The sequence below is a fragment of the Mycobacterium sp. 4D054 genome (genome assembly GCF_052245755.1).
In the GTDB taxonomy this organism is placed as follows: Bacteria; Actinomycetota; Actinomycetes; order Mycobacteriales; family Mycobacteriaceae; genus Mycobacterium.
This window is the reverse complement of sequence record NZ_JBQQCF010000002.1, coordinates 165,794-181,489: the sequence shown is the minus strand read 5'-3', so window position 1 is coordinate 181,489 and position 15,696 is coordinate 165,794. Positions and strand designations below refer to the sequence as shown.

General features: G+C 67.9%; 12 protein-coding genes and 2 pseudogenes. 1 reads left to right on the top strand and 13 read right to left on the bottom strand.

The features are described from left to right. Window positions 1–159: 159 nt before the first annotated feature. The 9 genes and pseudogenes from ACTWP6_RS02355 to rpsB all read right to left on the bottom strand — a co-directional run bounded on the left by ACTWP6_RS02355 (window position 160) and on the right by rpsB (window position 11,237). Entirely contained in the window at window positions 160–2,178 is a 2,019-nt protein-coding gene (locus tag ACTWP6_RS02355) for a primary-amine oxidase (RefSeq protein ID WP_443186741.1), read from the bottom strand. Beyond that, complete coding sequence (locus tag ACTWP6_RS02350) at window positions 2,175–3,698, bottom strand: APC family permease (protein ID WP_443186740.1); 1,524 nt, start codon at window positions 3,696–3,698, stop codon at window positions 2,175–2,177. The genes ACTWP6_RS02355 and ACTWP6_RS02350 overlap by 4 nt, the downstream gene beginning before the upstream one ends. Before the next feature lie 25 nt (window positions 3,699–3,723). Further along, entirely contained in the window at window positions 3,724–4,425 is a 702-nt protein-coding gene (locus ACTWP6_RS02345; RefSeq protein WP_260751492.1) for an ABC transporter ATP-binding protein, read from the bottom strand. A gap of 2 nt (window positions 4,426–4,427) precedes the next feature. Continuing rightward, window positions 4,428–4,997 carry an FtsX-like permease family protein gene (locus ACTWP6_RS02340; RefSeq protein ID WP_260751491.1) on the bottom strand — a complete coding sequence of 190 codons (570 nt, stop codon included), beginning with the start codon at window positions 4,995–4,997 and terminating at the stop codon, window positions 4,428–4,430. Beyond that, window positions 4,994–6,169, bottom strand: a pseudogene (locus tag ACTWP6_RS02335) (FtsX-like permease family protein). The gene ACTWP6_RS02340 and the pseudogene ACTWP6_RS02335 overlap by 4 nt, the downstream one beginning before the upstream one ends. A 125-nt stretch (window positions 6,170–6,294) precedes the next feature. Beyond that, complete coding sequence (locus tag ACTWP6_RS02330; protein ID WP_443186739.1) at window positions 6,295–7,701, bottom strand: amidase; 1,407 nt, start codon at window positions 7,699–7,701, stop codon at window positions 6,295–6,297. A 52-nt stretch (window positions 7,702–7,753) separates the two neighbouring features. Beyond that, a complete protein-coding gene (locus ACTWP6_RS02325; RefSeq protein ID WP_443186738.1) occupies window positions 7,754–9,241 on the bottom strand; it encodes a sugar transferase in 1,488 nt (495 codons plus the stop codon). Window positions 9,242–9,555: 314 nt separating this feature from the next. Further along, window positions 9,556–10,371, bottom strand: coding sequence for a translation elongation factor Ts (tsf, locus tag ACTWP6_RS02320; RefSeq protein WP_260751488.1), 816 nt, complete (start codon window positions 10,369–10,371; stop codon window positions 9,556–9,558). Window positions 10,372–10,400: 29 nt separating this feature from the next. Next, a complete protein-coding gene (rpsB, locus tag ACTWP6_RS02315; protein WP_260751487.1) occupies window positions 10,401–11,237 on the bottom strand; it encodes a 30S ribosomal protein S2 in 837 nt (278 codons plus the stop codon). Window positions 11,238–11,544: 307 nt separating this feature from the next. On the opposite strand from rpsB, the gene ACTWP6_RS02310 reads away from it, so the two are divergent. Further along, entirely contained in the window at window positions 11,545–12,045 is a 501-nt protein-coding gene (locus tag ACTWP6_RS02310; protein ID WP_260751486.1) for a M23 family metallopeptidase, read from the top strand. Between the two features lie 45 nt (window positions 12,046–12,090). On the opposite strand, the gene ACTWP6_RS02305 is transcribed toward ACTWP6_RS02310, so the two are convergent. From ACTWP6_RS02305 to ACTWP6_RS02290, 4 genes and pseudogenes are all read right to left on the bottom strand, one after another. Next, window positions 12,091–12,993, bottom strand: coding sequence for a tyrosine recombinase XerC (locus ACTWP6_RS02305; protein ID WP_443186776.1), 903 nt, complete (start codon window positions 12,991–12,993; stop codon window positions 12,091–12,093). Window positions 12,994–13,061: 68 nt separating this feature from the next. Beyond that, window positions 13,062–14,222 carry a lactate 2-monooxygenase gene (locus ACTWP6_RS02300; RefSeq protein ID WP_260751485.1) on the bottom strand — a complete coding sequence of 387 codons (1,161 nt, stop codon included), beginning with the start codon at window positions 14,220–14,222 and terminating at the stop codon, window positions 13,062–13,064. 70 nt (window positions 14,223–14,292) lie between these two features. Further along, window positions 14,293–15,138 carry a siderophore-interacting protein gene (locus ACTWP6_RS02295; protein ID WP_260751484.1) on the bottom strand — a complete coding sequence of 282 codons (846 nt, stop codon included), beginning with the start codon at window positions 15,136–15,138 and terminating at the stop codon, window positions 14,293–14,295. 87 nt (window positions 15,139–15,225) lie between these two features. Next, window positions 15,226–15,623, bottom strand: a pseudogene (locus ACTWP6_RS02290) (DUF302 domain-containing protein). Window positions 15,624–15,696 lie beyond the last annotated feature (73 nt).

Below are 15,696 nucleotides of genomic sequence, written 5' to 3'. Positions count from 1 at the left end.
AGAAATCCTCCGACTCGGCGCACGCTCGCCGCCGCCACACGTGTCGCCGCGGTCTCGCCAGCCCAGGTAGAGGGGGTGACGCCACGGCTTTTCCCGGCGCTGACCCCGGCCGCCGGCGCCGCGCCGGCGGTGGTCGGGAGGTAGGTGAGTGCGTTCGGCTCAGGACTCCAGGGCCCGGTCCGCCACGGGCAGGGCGGCGTGACCGCTGTGGCAGGCCTTGGGTGGTGACGGCGGCAGATCCAGCGCCGGGTTCCCGTCGAAGAAGCCGATCGGCTTCAGATGGAACCCGGTGTACGCGCACGGCATCACCGGCCAGTCCTCGGGCCGCACGACGTGGTGGGCGCCGAGGGTGTACCAGAGCACGACGTCGGTGTTCTCCAGCGGCGCGTCGTCGGCGATGAACTCAGGCAGACCCTGGACGTCCGCCGACTGGTACATGTAGTCGCCCGCCGCGAACCGCTCGGCCGGGTCGTACTTGGTCACCCAGAGATTGTGTTGCAGGAACCGGGCGCGGTCGTAGATGTAGGACCCCTCCTGCACCATCACCGGCACGATGTCCTTGGGCACCAGCTTGTAGGCCACCGGGATGCCGAGTTCGTTGGTTTTCGACGGGTTGGTGATCTTCCAGTACCGGCCGGTGGACCAGTTCCAGTCACGCGCGCCGCAGGCCTCGGAGGCCACCACGGTGTCCTTGGTGATCCACGCGTTGCGGTGCGGGTTGAGCGCCGGATCCGGTTCCGGCACCGAATCGACTTCGTAGACACTGTTTCCCGGACCGTCGATGCACATGTCGAGGCGGAAGTTGAAGAAGTGCCGGTGATTCGGGCCGTAGATTCCGGGCGCGACCATCTTGCCCCAGCGCGGCTGCTCCCCCGGACCGACCTCGACCGCCCCGGTGGTCAGCACACCGGAGAGCTTGACCTCGACCTCGATTGACGCGTCGTTGTAGAAGTACCAGAAGAACCCGTACTCGTAGTTGCCCACGGTGCAGATCATCGAGATCACCAACCGGCGGGAGCGCCGGACCTCCACCTCGCCGGTGCGGAAGTCGGTGTGCTTCCAGGAGATTCCGAAGTCCTCTTCGTGCATGCAGATCGCGTTGGGGATGGTGACGGCGTTGCCGTTGGAATCGTTGACCGTGCCGTCGAAATAGTGGATCTCGCCGAGGCAGTCGCAGCCGAGCGTCAGTGGGTTCGCCGAGAACCCCATCCCGACCTCGCCCATGTCGAAGACGTTCTTGTTCCAGTGGGTGGGCGCGCTGTCGCCGTAGGGCACCACCATCTCCGACAACGATGCCCGGTACATGATCGGGCGGGTCTCGCCGCGGTCGGTGTAGGTGCCCTCGTGCAGTGTGATGCCCTCGCGAGGGTTGAACCCGATCCGCAGAGACCACTTCTGCCACTGCACTTTCCAGCCGTCGACGGTGAAGCTGGGGCCGTCAGGCTGGGTGATCTCGATGGCTTTCACGTCGTCGCGGAACTGGGTGAACGCCGGCCGGTTGTTCGGGTCGAACATGAACTGCTCGGTGTAGTTGCCCGCGGTCGGGGGCAGCGGCACCACGCCGTGGTCTTCGACGTCGAGGACGGTCATGGCGTCGAGGTCGAACGTGACGATCAACCCCTCGACCGGACGGGCATACCCGTGTTCGGAGGGGGCGGCACGCACGAAGGTCAGCGGCCGGCAGATCAGCGCGGAGCGCTCGTAGTGGTCCTGCGCACCGTAGTAGCCCGCCGGCCACGGGTCGATCATCGCCAGGCCGAAATCGGTGACCCCGCGCTTTCGCATCGCGTCCTGCCAGCGGGGGTCCTCCCGGACCTTCTCCTCCACCCCCGTCATGTGCTCGACGAGATACGACGGAAATCGTCCCGGGATGGGGGTCCAGGAGTCGATCACGCGCGCGGTGAGGTCGACGACGGCCTCGTAGATCAGCTTCGCCGCGGCGTCGTACATGGTCAGGAACGCCCGCCGGGCGACGGCCTGCCCCTCGAAGGTCAGCGCCGGGTTCTTGTCCGGCTCGGCAAGCTGGATCATCACGAATTTCAGCGTGGTCGTTGCATATTCGGAGGCCGTCACCACCGCCGCGGCGGCCTCGATCTCAGCTCCGGTCAACGGATCGAGCGGGTAGGCCCCGAGCGCCGCATCGTGCTCGCCGCGAGTGCGGGTGTCCTCCATCGTCATTTCGCGGTTTCCTCTTTCCCTGTGGTTTCTTCTGTGGTGGTGAGATCGAAGACCGCAAGGTGTGCCAGCGCGTCCTCCTGACTGACCTTGTGCGCCGACCGCCGGCCGAAGATGTACACCGTCAGGCCGAGGACGAACATGCCCAGGCTGATGCCGCCGACCCAGGTCATCCAGGTGGCGCCGGGCACGTCGATCCACGGCGTGGCGAACGAGTAGTAGATGCCGCCGACGGTGCCGACAGACCCGACGACGACCGCAGTCCACACCCCGGCCATACCACCGGGAATCCGCCAGAACTGTTCGCTGGCATACCGATCCGCGTACTTCTTGCGTGCCACCACCACCGGGATCAGGAAGAAGAAGCCGGACAGCAGCCACACCGTCGACAGGCCGCCCTGCAGGTAGATGGTGACGTTGGCCATGCTGCTCTGCGAGTACAGACCGACCAGGATCACCGAGGAAATCACGCCCTGGATCAGGATGGCGGTCACCGGGTTCCGCGTGCGCGGGTTCAGATGGGTGAAGAGCCGGGGCAGGTGGCGCTCCAGACCGGACACGAAGATCAGTCTCGAGTAGGCGACCTGGTAGGTCATCAGGGCCACGATGATGATGAACGCCAGCACGACCGCGCAGACCTCCATCAGACCGGGGAAGCCGGCGACGTCGAGCATGCCGATGACGCCGGTCACGGGATCGATTTCGTCGCCGGGCAGCGCCATCATGGTCCCGAGCGTGGTCATCAGGTAGATGGCGACCAGAGCCGTTGATCCCCAGAGGATCATCTTCGGACCGCTCTTGCGCACCGACAGGAACTCCGCGCCCATGTTGTAGGGCGTCTCGACGCCGAGCAGGTACAGCAGCACCGTTCCGTACAGGAATCCGGCGACCGCGAAGTTCGGGATGGTGGCTTCGGCCCAACTGAACGGAGTCGCCGACCCGTTGTCGACGGCAAACAGCAGACCACTGAGGAAGATGGTCAGTGCCAGCACCCCGTAGACCACGAAGACGACATTCATGATCTTCTGGTTGGCGGCCAGCTTCGCCAACGCCAGACCGATCACCGTCCACAGGATGACCAGCTGACAGATGATGCTGGTGGTGAGGCCGAGTTCGGCGTGGAAGGCCAGCAGCAGGAACTGCAGCACCACCGCCGGCGAGGACGCGGCGTTGAGGATCACCGGCACCCAGGACAGATAACCGCCGATGAATCCCCACGTCTCCCCCATGGTCCGGGTGGCCCAGATGTAGACCCCGCCCTGGCCCGGCCACAGGTTGCCGAGTTCGACGACCGCCATCCCCGCGGGGACCAGGAAGGTGAGGATCCCCAGCACCCACATCGGAATCGCCGTCCACCCTCCGGCTGCCATCACCGAGGAGCCGGTGATCCAACAGATGATGAAGACGTAGGCGGCCGTGAGGCCGAAGGTGGTCATCACCTTGGGCAGGATCTGTTCGGGGACCAATTCGGTGGTCATGAGTTTGTCGCGCTGAGCCGACGCCGCGGGCTCGGTTTGGGTCATTGTGCTCTCCCACTGGGATTCTCGTTCAGTTGACGATCTGTCCGTCTTTCATCCGGACGACACGGCTCGCTTCGTCGGCCACCGTGGGGTCGTGGGTACTCGCGACCACGGTCACGCCGAGGGTCGAGCACAGGTCGCGCAGCATCCGCACCACCGTCTCGCCGGTGCGGTGATCGAGATTGGCGGTGGGTTCGTCGGCCAGCACCAGCTTGGGGTTGCTGATCAGCGAGCGGGCGATCGCGGTGCGCTGCTGTTCCCCGCCCGACATCTTGGTGGGCTGATGGTTGATGCGATGTCCGAGCCCGACCAGCTCCAGAAGCTCGATGGCGCGGGTACGCAGCGCTTTGCGGTCATAGGGCTCGAACATCAGTGGCAGCTCGACGTTCTCGACGGCCGACAGGAACGGGATCAGGTTGTAGCTCTGGAAGATGAACCCGATCGTGTCGTGGCGCAGGGCCGCGTACTGGCTCTCGGTCAGCGTCGCGGTGTCTTGACCGGCGATGCGCACGGTGCCCTTGGTGGGCCGGTCCAGACCGCCGATGATGTTGAGCAGCGTGGACTTTCCGCTGCCGCTGGGTCCCATCAGGCACACGAACTCACCGGGTGTCACCGTCAGGTCGGCGGCCTTGAGCGCCTTGACGACCTCGTCGCCGAGTTTGTGCAGCTTCCACACGTCGGCGATCTCGATCACCGGTGCGGCGCCGGTGGTCTCCTCGAGAGCGGTCACGGTCAGCCTCCTGAGGCCAGGGAGCGGATCGGCGGCCGCGACGCCGCCTTCCAGGTGGGCACGATGCTGGTGGCCAGCGCGGCCACGACGCTGACCAGGACCGCGACCGCGGCCCCGACGGCCAGACCCGGGTAGGAGACCCCGGTCGCGACGACGCCCAGCAGCGCCAGCACGATCCCGGCCGCGACCGCCAGGGCGGCACCGGCCAGCGCGCCGAGTACGGCGGCGGTCACCGGCTCGACGAGCAGCGCGGCCACCACCGGCCCGCGCCGCACACCGTTGGCGGCCAGCACACCGAGTTCGCGGGTGCGGTGGGCAACGGTCCTGGTGGTCGCCACGGCGACCTCGGCGATACCGACGAGAAGGACGGCGATGGCGATCAGCACCACGGCACGGGCGATTTCGTCGGCATGTCCGAGCGAGGCCGATTGGGCGCGGATGCCGTCGGACATCGCGAAGACCAGCACGACCAAGAACGCGCCGGTGGCCGTCGTGACGGCGGGCAGCACCAGTTCCTGCGCCCGCCGGCGGGTCGCCAGCCAGCCGTATGCCAGACCTCTGCGGGTGCTCATCGGTCCCCCAGCAGCGCGACCGGCCGTTGTTGCAACAGGCGGTGGACCGGGACCAGCGCGCCGACGATCGCCATGGCCGGTAGGAACATCGCGGTCAACGCCGCGCCCTGCAGCCAGGACCCCAACGACGAGATCTCCGGAATCACCACCGCGACAACAGCACCGGCGGTCACGACGCCGACGACGTACGCGGTGAGGAAGATGAGTGCCGACTCGACGAGAAAGAAGTACAGCACCTCGTCGGCGAGGCCGATGCTCGACATGATCCCGAACTCGCGTCGCCGTTCGGTCACCGCGGCCAGGAACGACGACACCGCGATCACGAAACCCAGCCCCAGCCCGACGGTCGAGATCAGTCCGAGCGTCGATCCGGTAACCTTGCCCGAGAACAGCGCGGAGTACTTCTGTTCGAACGTCAGGGGTCCGGAGCCGCCGACGGTGTCGTAGATCAGCCCCGCTCCGGCGGGATCCGGTGCCACCGCTGGATCCGGCGTCGCCGGAAGACCCACCGCCGCGCCGAAGATCTGGGCGAGATCACGGCGTTGCTGCTGGCCCTCGGGCGCCCACACCGTCCACCAGCCGTGGTCACCGATCACGGACCGCGCCACCGAGGTCGGGACCGTCAGCGACTGCCCGGTGCCGTCGATCGAAACTGCCAGTTGTCGGGTGCCGACGGTGATACGGTCGCCGTAGGAGAGCGAAAGACGCTCTGCTGCAGCCCCTCCCAGCAGAGCGTCACCGGTGGGGACATCATCTGCGCCGCGCAGCGCTACGGTGTGACCGCCGAGTTGGATGACGCCGGATACCGTGCGCGTCGCGGTCCAGCCGTCGGGTAGGGCGATGGCCGGGGGCGGTCCGTCGGCGACCAGCGCCTCCGCGGCGGGGTCGAAGTGCACGCCCGCGGCGGGCACCACCCAGAGTTGTGCTCCGCCAAGCACTTCGGCGACCGAAGCTTCACCGGTGGTGGCGAATCCGGCGGAGACGGTGCGCACCACCGTCACTCATGCGATGGCCAGCGCGATGCCGAGCACCGAGAGCACGAAGCGCTCCGGGCGGCGTGCGACATTGGCCAGCGCGAACCGGATCAGGCACATGAACGTGCTTGCTGACCCGGTGGGGAGCTGCGGCGATCGCACTGCGGTCGGCGCTGCACCGGCCTGACTGGTCTCCACGAGAAGCGATGGTGCGAGCCGAACGTTTCGCGCACCGCGCTGCGCAGTGTCGGGGTTGTTAACAGCACCCCGGTGCCGTTACGGCGTCGTGTCGTCGCCGCAACGGATTTCGCCGGTGGGGCCGGTCAATCCTGGATCCGACGCCAGGGTTGCGCCTCTTCGAGCTCGAACGCCAGCCGCAGCAGGCGGGCCTCCTCTCCCACACCGGCGGAGAACATCATGCCGACGGGGAGCCCGTCCTCGGACTGCGCCAGCGGCAACGAGATTGCCGGCTCGCCGGTGGCGTTCTGCAGCGGGGTGAACGCCACCCAGTCGACGAGCCGGTCGATGATCTGCCGGTACGGCGCGGTCGGGTCGAGATGCCCGACGCGCGGCGGCACGTCGGCCAGGGTCGGCATCAGCACCACGTCGTAGCTCGCGTGCAGTCGCGACGTGACGCGGCGGACCCGGGCCAGCCGCGCGATCGCGGTCGGCAACCGGTGCAGATTGCGGGCGGCGTGCTGCTCGAGGCCCAGCGACAGGTTGTCGAGGCGACTGCGGTCGAAGGTCGGACCGAAGCTGCGCCGGCCGCCACGCACGAGGGCGAACGCCAGGAACGACCAGTAGAGCAGGAAGTCGTCCATGAACCGCTGCGGCACCGGGTTGTCGATGACGGTGATGCGGTGGCCGAGGGACTCCAGAAGGGCCGCCGTCTTGAGGGTGAGTTCGCTGACCTCGGGCCCGGCTTCACGTGCGATGGACTGCGTGCACACCGCGATGCTCAGGCGCCGCGGGTCGGGTCCGGCGACGTCGCCGATCCTCGGCAGCTTCGGGTTCATCACGACCTTCTCCATCTCGCGGTAGAAGGCCGCGGTGTCGCGCACCGACCGCGTCACCACGCCGTTGGCCACGATGCGCAACGGCATCTGACGCATTTCCTTGTCCAACGGCAGCCGGCCGCGGGACGGCTTGAGCCCTACCAGCCCGTTGCACGAGGCCGGGATACGGATGGAGCCGCCGCCGTCGTTGGCGTGCGCGATCGGCACCACACCGGCGGCGACGAACGCCGCGGATCCGGAGGACGAGGCGCCGGCGGTGTGGTCGGTGTGCCACGGGTTGCGCACCGCCCCCAGTCGGGGGTGCTCGGCGGCGGCACTGAATCCGAACTCCGACATGCGGGTCCGCCCGAGGGGTACCAAACCGGTGGCCAGGTACGCGGCGGCGAAGTCACCGTGGTCGGGGGCGGGCACCGGATCCCAGGCGTCGGTGCCGTTCATCGTGGGCATTCCGGCGACGGCCACGTTGTCCTTGACGAAAGACGGCACGCCGTCGAAGAACCCGCCGTGGGGGCGATGCGCCCGGCCGCGGGCCCTGGCCCGGTCGTAAGCCTCGTAGGCGAGACCGTTCAGAGCGGGGTTGACCTTCTCGGTGCGGGCGATGGCGGCCTCGAAGAGTTCGCCGGCGGACACCGCCCCGCGCTTGAGTGCGTCGACCAGGCCGACGGCATCGGAGTCACCCAGGGCGTCGTCGCCGAACGCGTGCACACGATCCATGGCCGAACGGTACCAAAGCGTACCGAGTGGGACGGGATGTTCGCCGCGGCCGTCACTCCGCGCGGCGCAGCACCGCTCCCACGGTCATCGCCAGGACCTTCCAGTCCAGCCACAGCGACCAGTTCTCGATGTAGAAGTTGTCCCATTCGGCGCGGTCGGCGATCGAGGTCTGCCCGCGGAGGCCATGCACCTGCGCCCAGCCGGTGATACCGGCCTTGACCCGGTGCCGATCGCCATAGCGCGCGATCTGGATGTTGAACAGGTCGACGTACTCGGGTCGTTCCGGCCGCGGTCCGACCAGGCTCATCTCGCCCTTGATGACGTTGATCAACTGAGGCAGTTCGTCCAGCGACGTGGCCCGCATGATCTTGCCGATCGCGGTGCGCCGATCCTCCCCCTCGACACCGCCGGGCGCCGAATCCGGGTTCAGCGTGAACGCGGCATCGGATTCCCTGGGCGGGCGCATCGAACGGAACTTCAGGCATCTGAACACCCGGCCGTCGCGGCCGACCCGAGGCTGACCGAAAAAGATCGGCCCCGGGGAGCTCAACCGCACCAGCAGCATCAGGGTGAGGAACAGCGGCGAGATCGCGACGAGGCCCAGTGTGGCGACCACGCGATCGGACACGTGCTTGGCCACGAACTGCCAGCTTCGCGGATCGGTGCGTGGCGCGGCGATCAGCGGCAGGCCACCGATGTGGTCGATGCGGGCGTGCACGCCGATGGTGTCGAAGATCCGCGGCACGATCCAGACCGCCACCCCACGGTCGTGCGCGATGCGGACCGCCGCGGACAGCGCCTCGTCGCGGGTGCGGGAGAACGCGACGACCATGCATTCGGCGCCGGTGAGGGTGATCGCCTCATCGAGGCGGTCCAGCTTGCCTAGATACGGGATGCTCGACGGCTTGTCCCTGTCGATCCCCATCGACGGCGCCTCGTCGTCGACCAGTCCGACGGGCCTCAAGCCGTACTCCGGGGTGACGTCGAGCCGGTCGACGACCTTGGCGGCGATGCGCCCGTTGCCCACGATCAGGGTGGGCGCGGTGAGGATGTTGCGCCGGAACAGCCGGCGCCTGATCGAGAAGCGCAGCAGCCTGCCGAGGGGCACCAGGATGGCCGCGCACATCCAGATCCGGGCCACAGCTCCGCTGCGAGATCCCTCGATGGTGGTGTTGAGAACGAGACCGGACAGCAACAGCATCGCGGCGAGCGCCGTGACCGCCTGGATCGTGGGCAGCTCGTCCAGAAAGGTGCGCTGCAGGGAGCGCTGGTAAAGGCCACGGATCGCGCTCATCGCGACGATCGTCGGTGCGAAGAACCATAGCATCCAGATCGGAGGACCTTGCACGTCCGCGTGGGTGGCCCACGTCATTCCGACGGCCACCGAAATCGACCCGGTCGTCAGGTCGACCAGCGGACCTGCAACCGACTCCCAGGCCTTGCGCAGACGTAACTGTCCGAAGTCGACTTCTTCGTCGACCGCATAATCTTCCCCGACATCGCTGTTTGCCGTGCGGCGGGACTCAACGGTGTCGGTCACCGCGGACCATGGCGGTTTTGCCCGGCGAACATGCAGTGAGGTTAACTCTGAACCGCCAGATTCTGGCAAAAATTGAGCCTTGACGCGGCCATCAATTGGCAACCGGGTTAGCTGTAGGTTTTGCTGCGTGTAATGATCTTGATCGGCGGCAAAGACTGGGGAAGCCCGACTGGCGCACGTGGGCGATGTTGCGCCGGTTGCGTCAGGTACAGCAAACAACCCGGGCCGGAGCGGCATTCCGTGCGTCGCACTCCTGGCACCAAGCACAAGGCCCCCGAGACGTGGTCTCGGGGGCCTTGGCGGATGTCAGCGGGTCAGGCCTGACCGACCTCGAAACGGACGAAGCGCGTCACAGTGACGCCGGCTTCGTCGAGCAGGGCCTTGACCGACTTCTTGTTGTCGGACACCGACGGCTGGTCGAGCAGCACGACGTCCTTGTAGAACCCGGTGACGCGACCTTCGACGATCTTGGGCAGCGCCTGCTCGGGCTTGCCCTCGTTGCGGGCGGTCTCCTCGGCGATGCGCCGCTCGTTGGCGACGATGTCCTCGGGCACGTCCTCACGGGTGAGGTACTTGGCCTTCAGCGCGGCGATCTGCAGTGCGACCGCGTGCGCGGCCGACTTGTCGTCACCGGTGTACTCGACCAGCACACCCACAGCGGGCGGCAGGTCGGCGGCGCGCTTGTGCAGATACGTCTCGACCGTGCCGTCGAAGTAGGTGGCACGGCGAAGCTCCAGCTTCTCACCGATCTTGGCCGACAGGTCCGCGATGGCCTGTTCGACGGTGGTGTCTCCGAGCTTGACGGCCTTGAGGGCCTCCACGTCGCCCGCCTTGGCCCCGGCGGCCGCGGCGACGACCTGGTCGGCCAGCGCCTGGAACTCGCTGTTCTTCGCGACGAAGTCCGTCTCGGAGTTCAGCTCGATCAGCGCGCCGTCCTTGGCGGCGACCAGGCCCTCGGCGGTGGCGCGTTCGGCCCGCTTGCCGACGTCCTTGGCGCCCTTGATGCGCAACAGCTCGACGGCCTTGTCGAAGTCGCCCTCGGCCTCGACCAGCGCGTTCTTCGAATCCAGCATGCCGGCACCGGTCAGCTCCCGGAGGCGCTTGACGTCGGCGGCGGTGTAGTTAGCCATAGGTGTCTTTCCTTAAAAGGCGTCGCGAATTAGGAGGACTGCTCGGGCGCGGCGGCCTCGCCGGCCGCCGCCTCGGGTGCGGCGGTGGTGGCACCGGCAAGGAGCTCCTGCTCCCACTCGGCCAGCGGCTCGGCGGCCACCCCTTCTTGGCCGGCGGCCTGCTTGTCCGAACCGGCGCCGGCACGAGCCTGCAGGCCCTCGGCGACCGCGGAGGCGATCACCCTGGTCAGCAGCGCGGCCGAGCGGATGGCGTCGTCGTTGCCCGGGATCGGGTAGTCGACGAGATCCGGGTCGCAGTTGGTGTCGAGGATCGCGATGACCGGGATGCCCAGCTTGCGGGCCTCACCGACGGCGATGTGCTCCTTGTTGGTGTCCACGACCCACACGGCGCTGGGCACCTTCTGCATGTCGCGAATACCGCCGAGGCTGCGCTCGAGCTTGTTCTTCTCGCGGGTCAGCATCAGGATTTCCTTCTTGGTGCGACCCTCGAACCCACCGGTCTGCTCCATGGCCTCGAGTTCCTTGAGGCGCTGCAGACGCTTGTGCACGGTGGAGAAGTTGGTGAGCATGCCGCCCAGCCAGCGCTGGTTCACGTACGGCATGCCGACGCGAGTCGCCTCCTCGGCGATGGATTCCTGGGCCTGCTTCTTGGTGCCGACGAACATGATCGAACCGCCGTGCGCGACCGTCTCCTTGACGAACTCGTACGCCTTGTCGATGTAGGTCAGCGTCTGCTGCAGGTCGATGATGTAGATGCCGTTGCGGTCGGTGAAGATGAACCGCTTCATCTTGGGGTTCCAGCGACGGGTCTGGTGCCCGAAGTGTGCGCCGCTGTCGAGCAGCTGCTTCATGGTTACAACAGCCATAATCGGCCATACCTCTTTGGTTGTCGGTTGTCGTCCGGCATCGGGTGAGCCGAACCCTGGCGACTGCTTCGATGCCGGACCCGCTTTCGAGGAGAACCCCGGGGGCGGGACCGCCCGGCATACGAGGTAACGAACCGGTGGGTTCGTGCCACAGACGCGCGAAGTCAGCCCGCGCAAACGAGCTGCGGGTAGGAGTTTACACGCTCGGAGCAGGTGCTTTTACCACCCAGCGGCGCTTCGGCCGGTGATCCACAGGTTCGAATTCTCCGACTTCATCTTTCTCGCGACACTCCGCTGAACTGGGAAGATGCGAATCAACGGGGTGGCCGGCGGGGTGGCCGTGGTCGTCGGGCTGCTCTGTGCGCCGTCGGCCGCGGCCGACGAGGGCCGGCTCGGGTGGCCGCTGCAGCCGCGTCCGGCGGTGGTCCGAACGTTCGACGCTCCGTCGCCGAACTGGCAGCGCGGGCACCGCGGGGTTGATCTGGCCGCTTCCGCCGGGCAGCCGGTGTATGCGGCGGCGGCGGGCACGGTCGTCTTCGCCGGTGAGCTCGCGGGCCGGCCGCTGGTGTCGATCGCCCACCCGGGCGGGCTGCGCACCAGCTACGAACCCGTCGATCCCGCCGTGAGGCAGGGCCAGACGGTGGCACAGGGCTCCGCGCTCGGTGTGCTCGTCGCAGGGCATCCGGGGTGTGCCGCAGCCACCTGCCTGCACTGGGGCGCGATGTGGGGGCCGGCGGCGCGCGCCGACTATGTCGATCCGCTGGGGCTGGTGGCCACCACACCGATACGGCTGAAACCGGTGCGCTGAGCATTTCAGGCGAACACTGCTGCGGCGCAGACGGATCGGGCTCACCTATGCGCGCGGATGGGCCTGATCGTGCACGGCACGCAGCCGCGCGACGGTGACGTGGGTGTAGAGCTGGGTGGTGGCCAGCGTCGAGTGGCCCAGCATCTCCTGCACGACGCGCAGGTCGGCACCGCCCTCGAGCAGATGGGTCGCGGCGCTGTGCCGCAACCCGTGCGGCCCGATGTCGGGTGCGCCGTCCACCGCGGCCATCGTCTGGTGCACCACGGTCCGGGCCTGGCGGGGGTCGAGGCGTCCACCTCGGGCACCGAGCAGCAGTGCGGGCCCGGAGCCGGCGGTGACCAGTTCGGGACGACCGTCGGTCAGCCAGGAGGTCAGCGCGGCGTGTGCCGGTTCCCCGTACGGCACGGTGCGCTGCTTGTTGCCCTTGCCCAGTACCCGCACCAGCCGCCGCGACGTGTCGACGTCGTCGATGTCCAGCCCGCAGAGTTCGCTGACGCGGATCCCGGTGGCGTAGAGCAGCTCGACGATGAGGCGATCGCGCAACGCGAGCGGATCCCCCTGCTCCGCACCGGAGGTCGCGGCCTCCATCGCGTCGCGGGCCTGATCCTGGCGCAGCACCGCGGGCAGCGTGCGGTGCGCCTTGGGCACCTGCAGCCGGACCGCCGGATCCTCGGTCAGCAGTCCGCGCCGCACCGCCCAGGCCGTGAACGTCTTGACCGCAGAGGTGCGGCGGGCCAGCGTCGAGCGGGCCGCGCCCGCGCTCGCCTGCGCCGCCAACCAGGATCGCAGGACCGGCAGGGTGATCGCCCCTGGTCCCGCCCCGGGGCGGCGTTCGTCCACGAAGTCGAACAGCGAGCGCAGATCGCCGAGGTAGGCGCGGCGGGTGTGGTCGGAGCGCCCGCGTTCCAGCGCGAGGTATTCGTCGAACTCGTCGAGGTAGGCCTCGATGGCCGGGTCGCTGCGCTCCTGACCGCCGGTCTGCACGCCCCTACCGTGGCAGAACCCCGTCCGGGGTTTCAGAGGACGCGCCGCACCGTGTCCGGAGTGAGATCCGCCAGGCTGCGATAGCCGTCGACGGCCATGATCAGATCGGTCTCGGCCAGCAGCGACCGCAGCACATGCACGAGCCCGTCCTCACCGCCACCTGCCAGACCGTAGGCATAGGGCCTGCCGACCCCGACGGCGGTGGCGCCGAGGGCGAGTGCCTTGACGATGTCGGCACCGCTGCGGATCCCCGAGTCGAACAGGACCGGCAGGCCGTCGGCGGCCGCCACCACCCCGGGCAGGCAGTCCAGTGCCGGCAGTCCCCCGTTGGCCTGACGTCCGCCGTGGGTCGAGCAGTAGATCCCGTCGACGCCGGCGTCCTTGGCGCGGCGCACGTCGTCGGGATGACACAAGCCCTTGAGCACCAGCGGCAGGTCGGTGAGTGAGCGCAGCCAGGGCAGGTCGTCCCACGTGAGCGGATTGCCGAACAGCCCAACCCATTTGAGGACGGCGGCCTGCATGTTCTCCTCCGGCGGCTGGGCCAGGGAGGCCCGGAAGACGGGGTCGCTAGTGTAGTTGGCCAGGCAGCGCCCGCGCAGCTGCGGGAAGTTCGACATCGCAAGGTCGCGCGGTCGCCAGCCCGGGATCCAGGTGTCGAGGGTGACGATGATCGCCTTGTAGCCGGCGGCTTCGGCGCGGTGCACCAGGCTGGCGGCCAGGTCCCGGTCGGTCGGGGTGTACAGCTGGAAGAAGCCCGGGGTGTCGCCGAACTCTGCGGCGACATCCTCCAGCGGGTCCTCGGTGAGCGTGGAGACGGTCATCGGGACCCCCGTGCGCGCCGCGGCACGGGCGGTCGCCAGATCGCCGTGGCCCGTCTGCGAGCAGATGCCGATGACGCCGATCGGCGCCATGAACAGCGGCGACGGCAGCCGCATCCCGAACAGGTCGACGGTGAGGTCACGTTCGGTGGCACCGACGAGCATCCGCGGGATCAGTCCCCAGCGGTCGAACGCGGTGCGGTTGGCGCGCTGGGTCTGTTCGTCCCCGGCCCCGCCGACGACGTAGGACCAGACAGATGGCGGCATCGCCGACTCGGCTTTGGCCTCCCATCCGGCGTAGTCCATCGGGAAATTGGGCAGAATGCCGGACAGGCCCTGCAGATAGATCTCGAGCTGGTAGTTGCCGAAGGTCATGGGGCTAAGCGTGCCATCGACGTGCCAGCCCGACGGTCATCGGGCTGTGCCAGCGTTGGTTCGGCGCGCCCTACGTCGACTCGGCCTCGGCGAGCTCGCGCTTCCACTGCCGGAACGTCTCCTCGGTGCGGCCGCGCCGCCAGTACCCCGAGATCGAGGACGCCCACTTGGGCTCGACCCCGCGTTCCTTGCGGATATAGGGCCGCAGGTTGTGCATCACCGCCTGAGCCTCACCGTGGATGAAGACCTGCACCTGCCCCGGCAACCACGGCGTCTCCTTGACTGCTGCGATCAACGGGGCGTGGTCGCCCGCCACGTCGTCGAAGACCAGATCCGCGCGGCCGCCGCGATAGATCCACGACACGTCGACGCCGGGGGGCGCGTTCAATTCGATCTCGTCTTCCGGACCGGCGACCTCGATGAACACCTTGCCGATCGCATCGTCGGGCAAGGCTTCCAGCGCGACGCTGATCGCCGGTATCGCCGACTCGTCGCCGGCGAACAAATGCCAGTCGGCGGCAGGATCAGGGGCGTAGGCGCCGCTAGGTCCCATCACGAACAAGCGCTGCCCCGGCGCGGCTGATGCCGCCCACGGACCGGCGACGCCGTGTTCGCCGTGCACGACGAAGTCGATGGTGAGCTCCCGCCGTTCGGTGTCGGCGCGGCGAACGGTGTAGGTCCGCACGGTGGGCCGCCGTTCGGGCGGCAGCGCGTTGAAACTGTCCTGCGTCAGAGGCTGCGCGAGTTGCGAGGCGTCGACGTCGTCGGCGACGAACACCAATTTGACGTAGGAGTCCGTGTACTGGCTCGGCGTGAACGTATCGAAGCCGTTGCCGCCGAGTACAACTCGCACGATATGAGGGCCCAGTTGCTCGGTGCGTACCACCTCGAAGGTGTGCACGGGACGTCCTGCCACTTCACTTCCTTTGCTACTCAGCTGTCCTTGACGACTATACGAGCGGAAGCCGCCGCGCAGCGGCCTCCCCGGCCGGGCACTTACCCGCTACGTGACCGCCGATGCCAGCGCCGCCAGTTTCGCGTCGAGTTCGCGGGCCGCGGCCGACAGCTCCGGATTCGGTGTGACCACCATCAGCGACGACGGTTGCACGTAGATGAGGCTGCTGCGACCCGCGGGCTCGTCGGTGATGAGCAGTTCGTGGTGATCCAGCCGCCGTGGTCCAGCGTCGCGAACAGCATGAACCCGTGCGGCCCGGCGTGCGGTGCGACGCGTGCACGGTAGTCGGCCCAGTCGGTCGATGCCGCGGCGATGTCCTCGATTCTCACGGGTTCCTCGCCGACGTCGGTGTTCAGCGCCCGCACCAGGTCGTCGAACGTCTTGCCGCTGTCGTACCCGATTCGCACACCCTGAAACGGGATCCGTTGCGGCACAACATCGGACATGATCTCTCCCTTATAGCGCGCGTCGCGGGCATCACCTGGACATCGGCGGCCGATGCGCTCACCCCTGGCTCCA

Excerpts from the sequence above, each read along its gene's own strand:
- ACTWP6_RS02355 (WP_443186741.1), bottom strand. The coding sequence starts at position 2,178 with ATGACGATGGAGGACACCCGCACTCGCGGCGAGCACGATGCGGCGCTC.
- ACTWP6_RS02350 (WP_443186740.1), bottom strand. The coding sequence starts at position 3,698 with ATGACCCAAACCGAGCCCGCGGCGTCGGCTCAGCGCGACAAACTCATG.
- ACTWP6_RS02340 (WP_260751491.1), bottom strand. The coding sequence starts at position 4,997 with ATGAGCACCCGCAGAGGTCTGGCATACGGCTGGCTGGCGACCCGCCGG.
- ACTWP6_RS02330 (WP_443186739.1), bottom strand. The coding sequence starts at position 7,701 with ATGGATCGTGTGCACGCGTTCGGCGACGACGCCCTGGGTGACTCCGAT.
- tsf (WP_260751488.1), bottom strand. The coding sequence starts at position 10,371 with ATGGCTAACTACACCGCCGCCGACGTCAAGCGCCTCCGGGAGCTGACC.
- rpsB (WP_260751487.1), bottom strand. The coding sequence starts at position 11,237 with ATGGCTGTTGTAACCATGAAGCAGCTGCTCGACAGCGGCGCACACTTC.
- ACTWP6_RS02310 (WP_260751486.1), top strand. The coding sequence starts at position 11,545 with ATGCGAATCAACGGGGTGGCCGGCGGGGTGGCCGTGGTCGTCGGGCTG.
- ACTWP6_RS02300 (WP_260751485.1), bottom strand. The coding sequence starts at position 14,222 with ATGACCTTCGGCAACTACCAGCTCGAGATCTATCTGCAGGGCCTGTCC.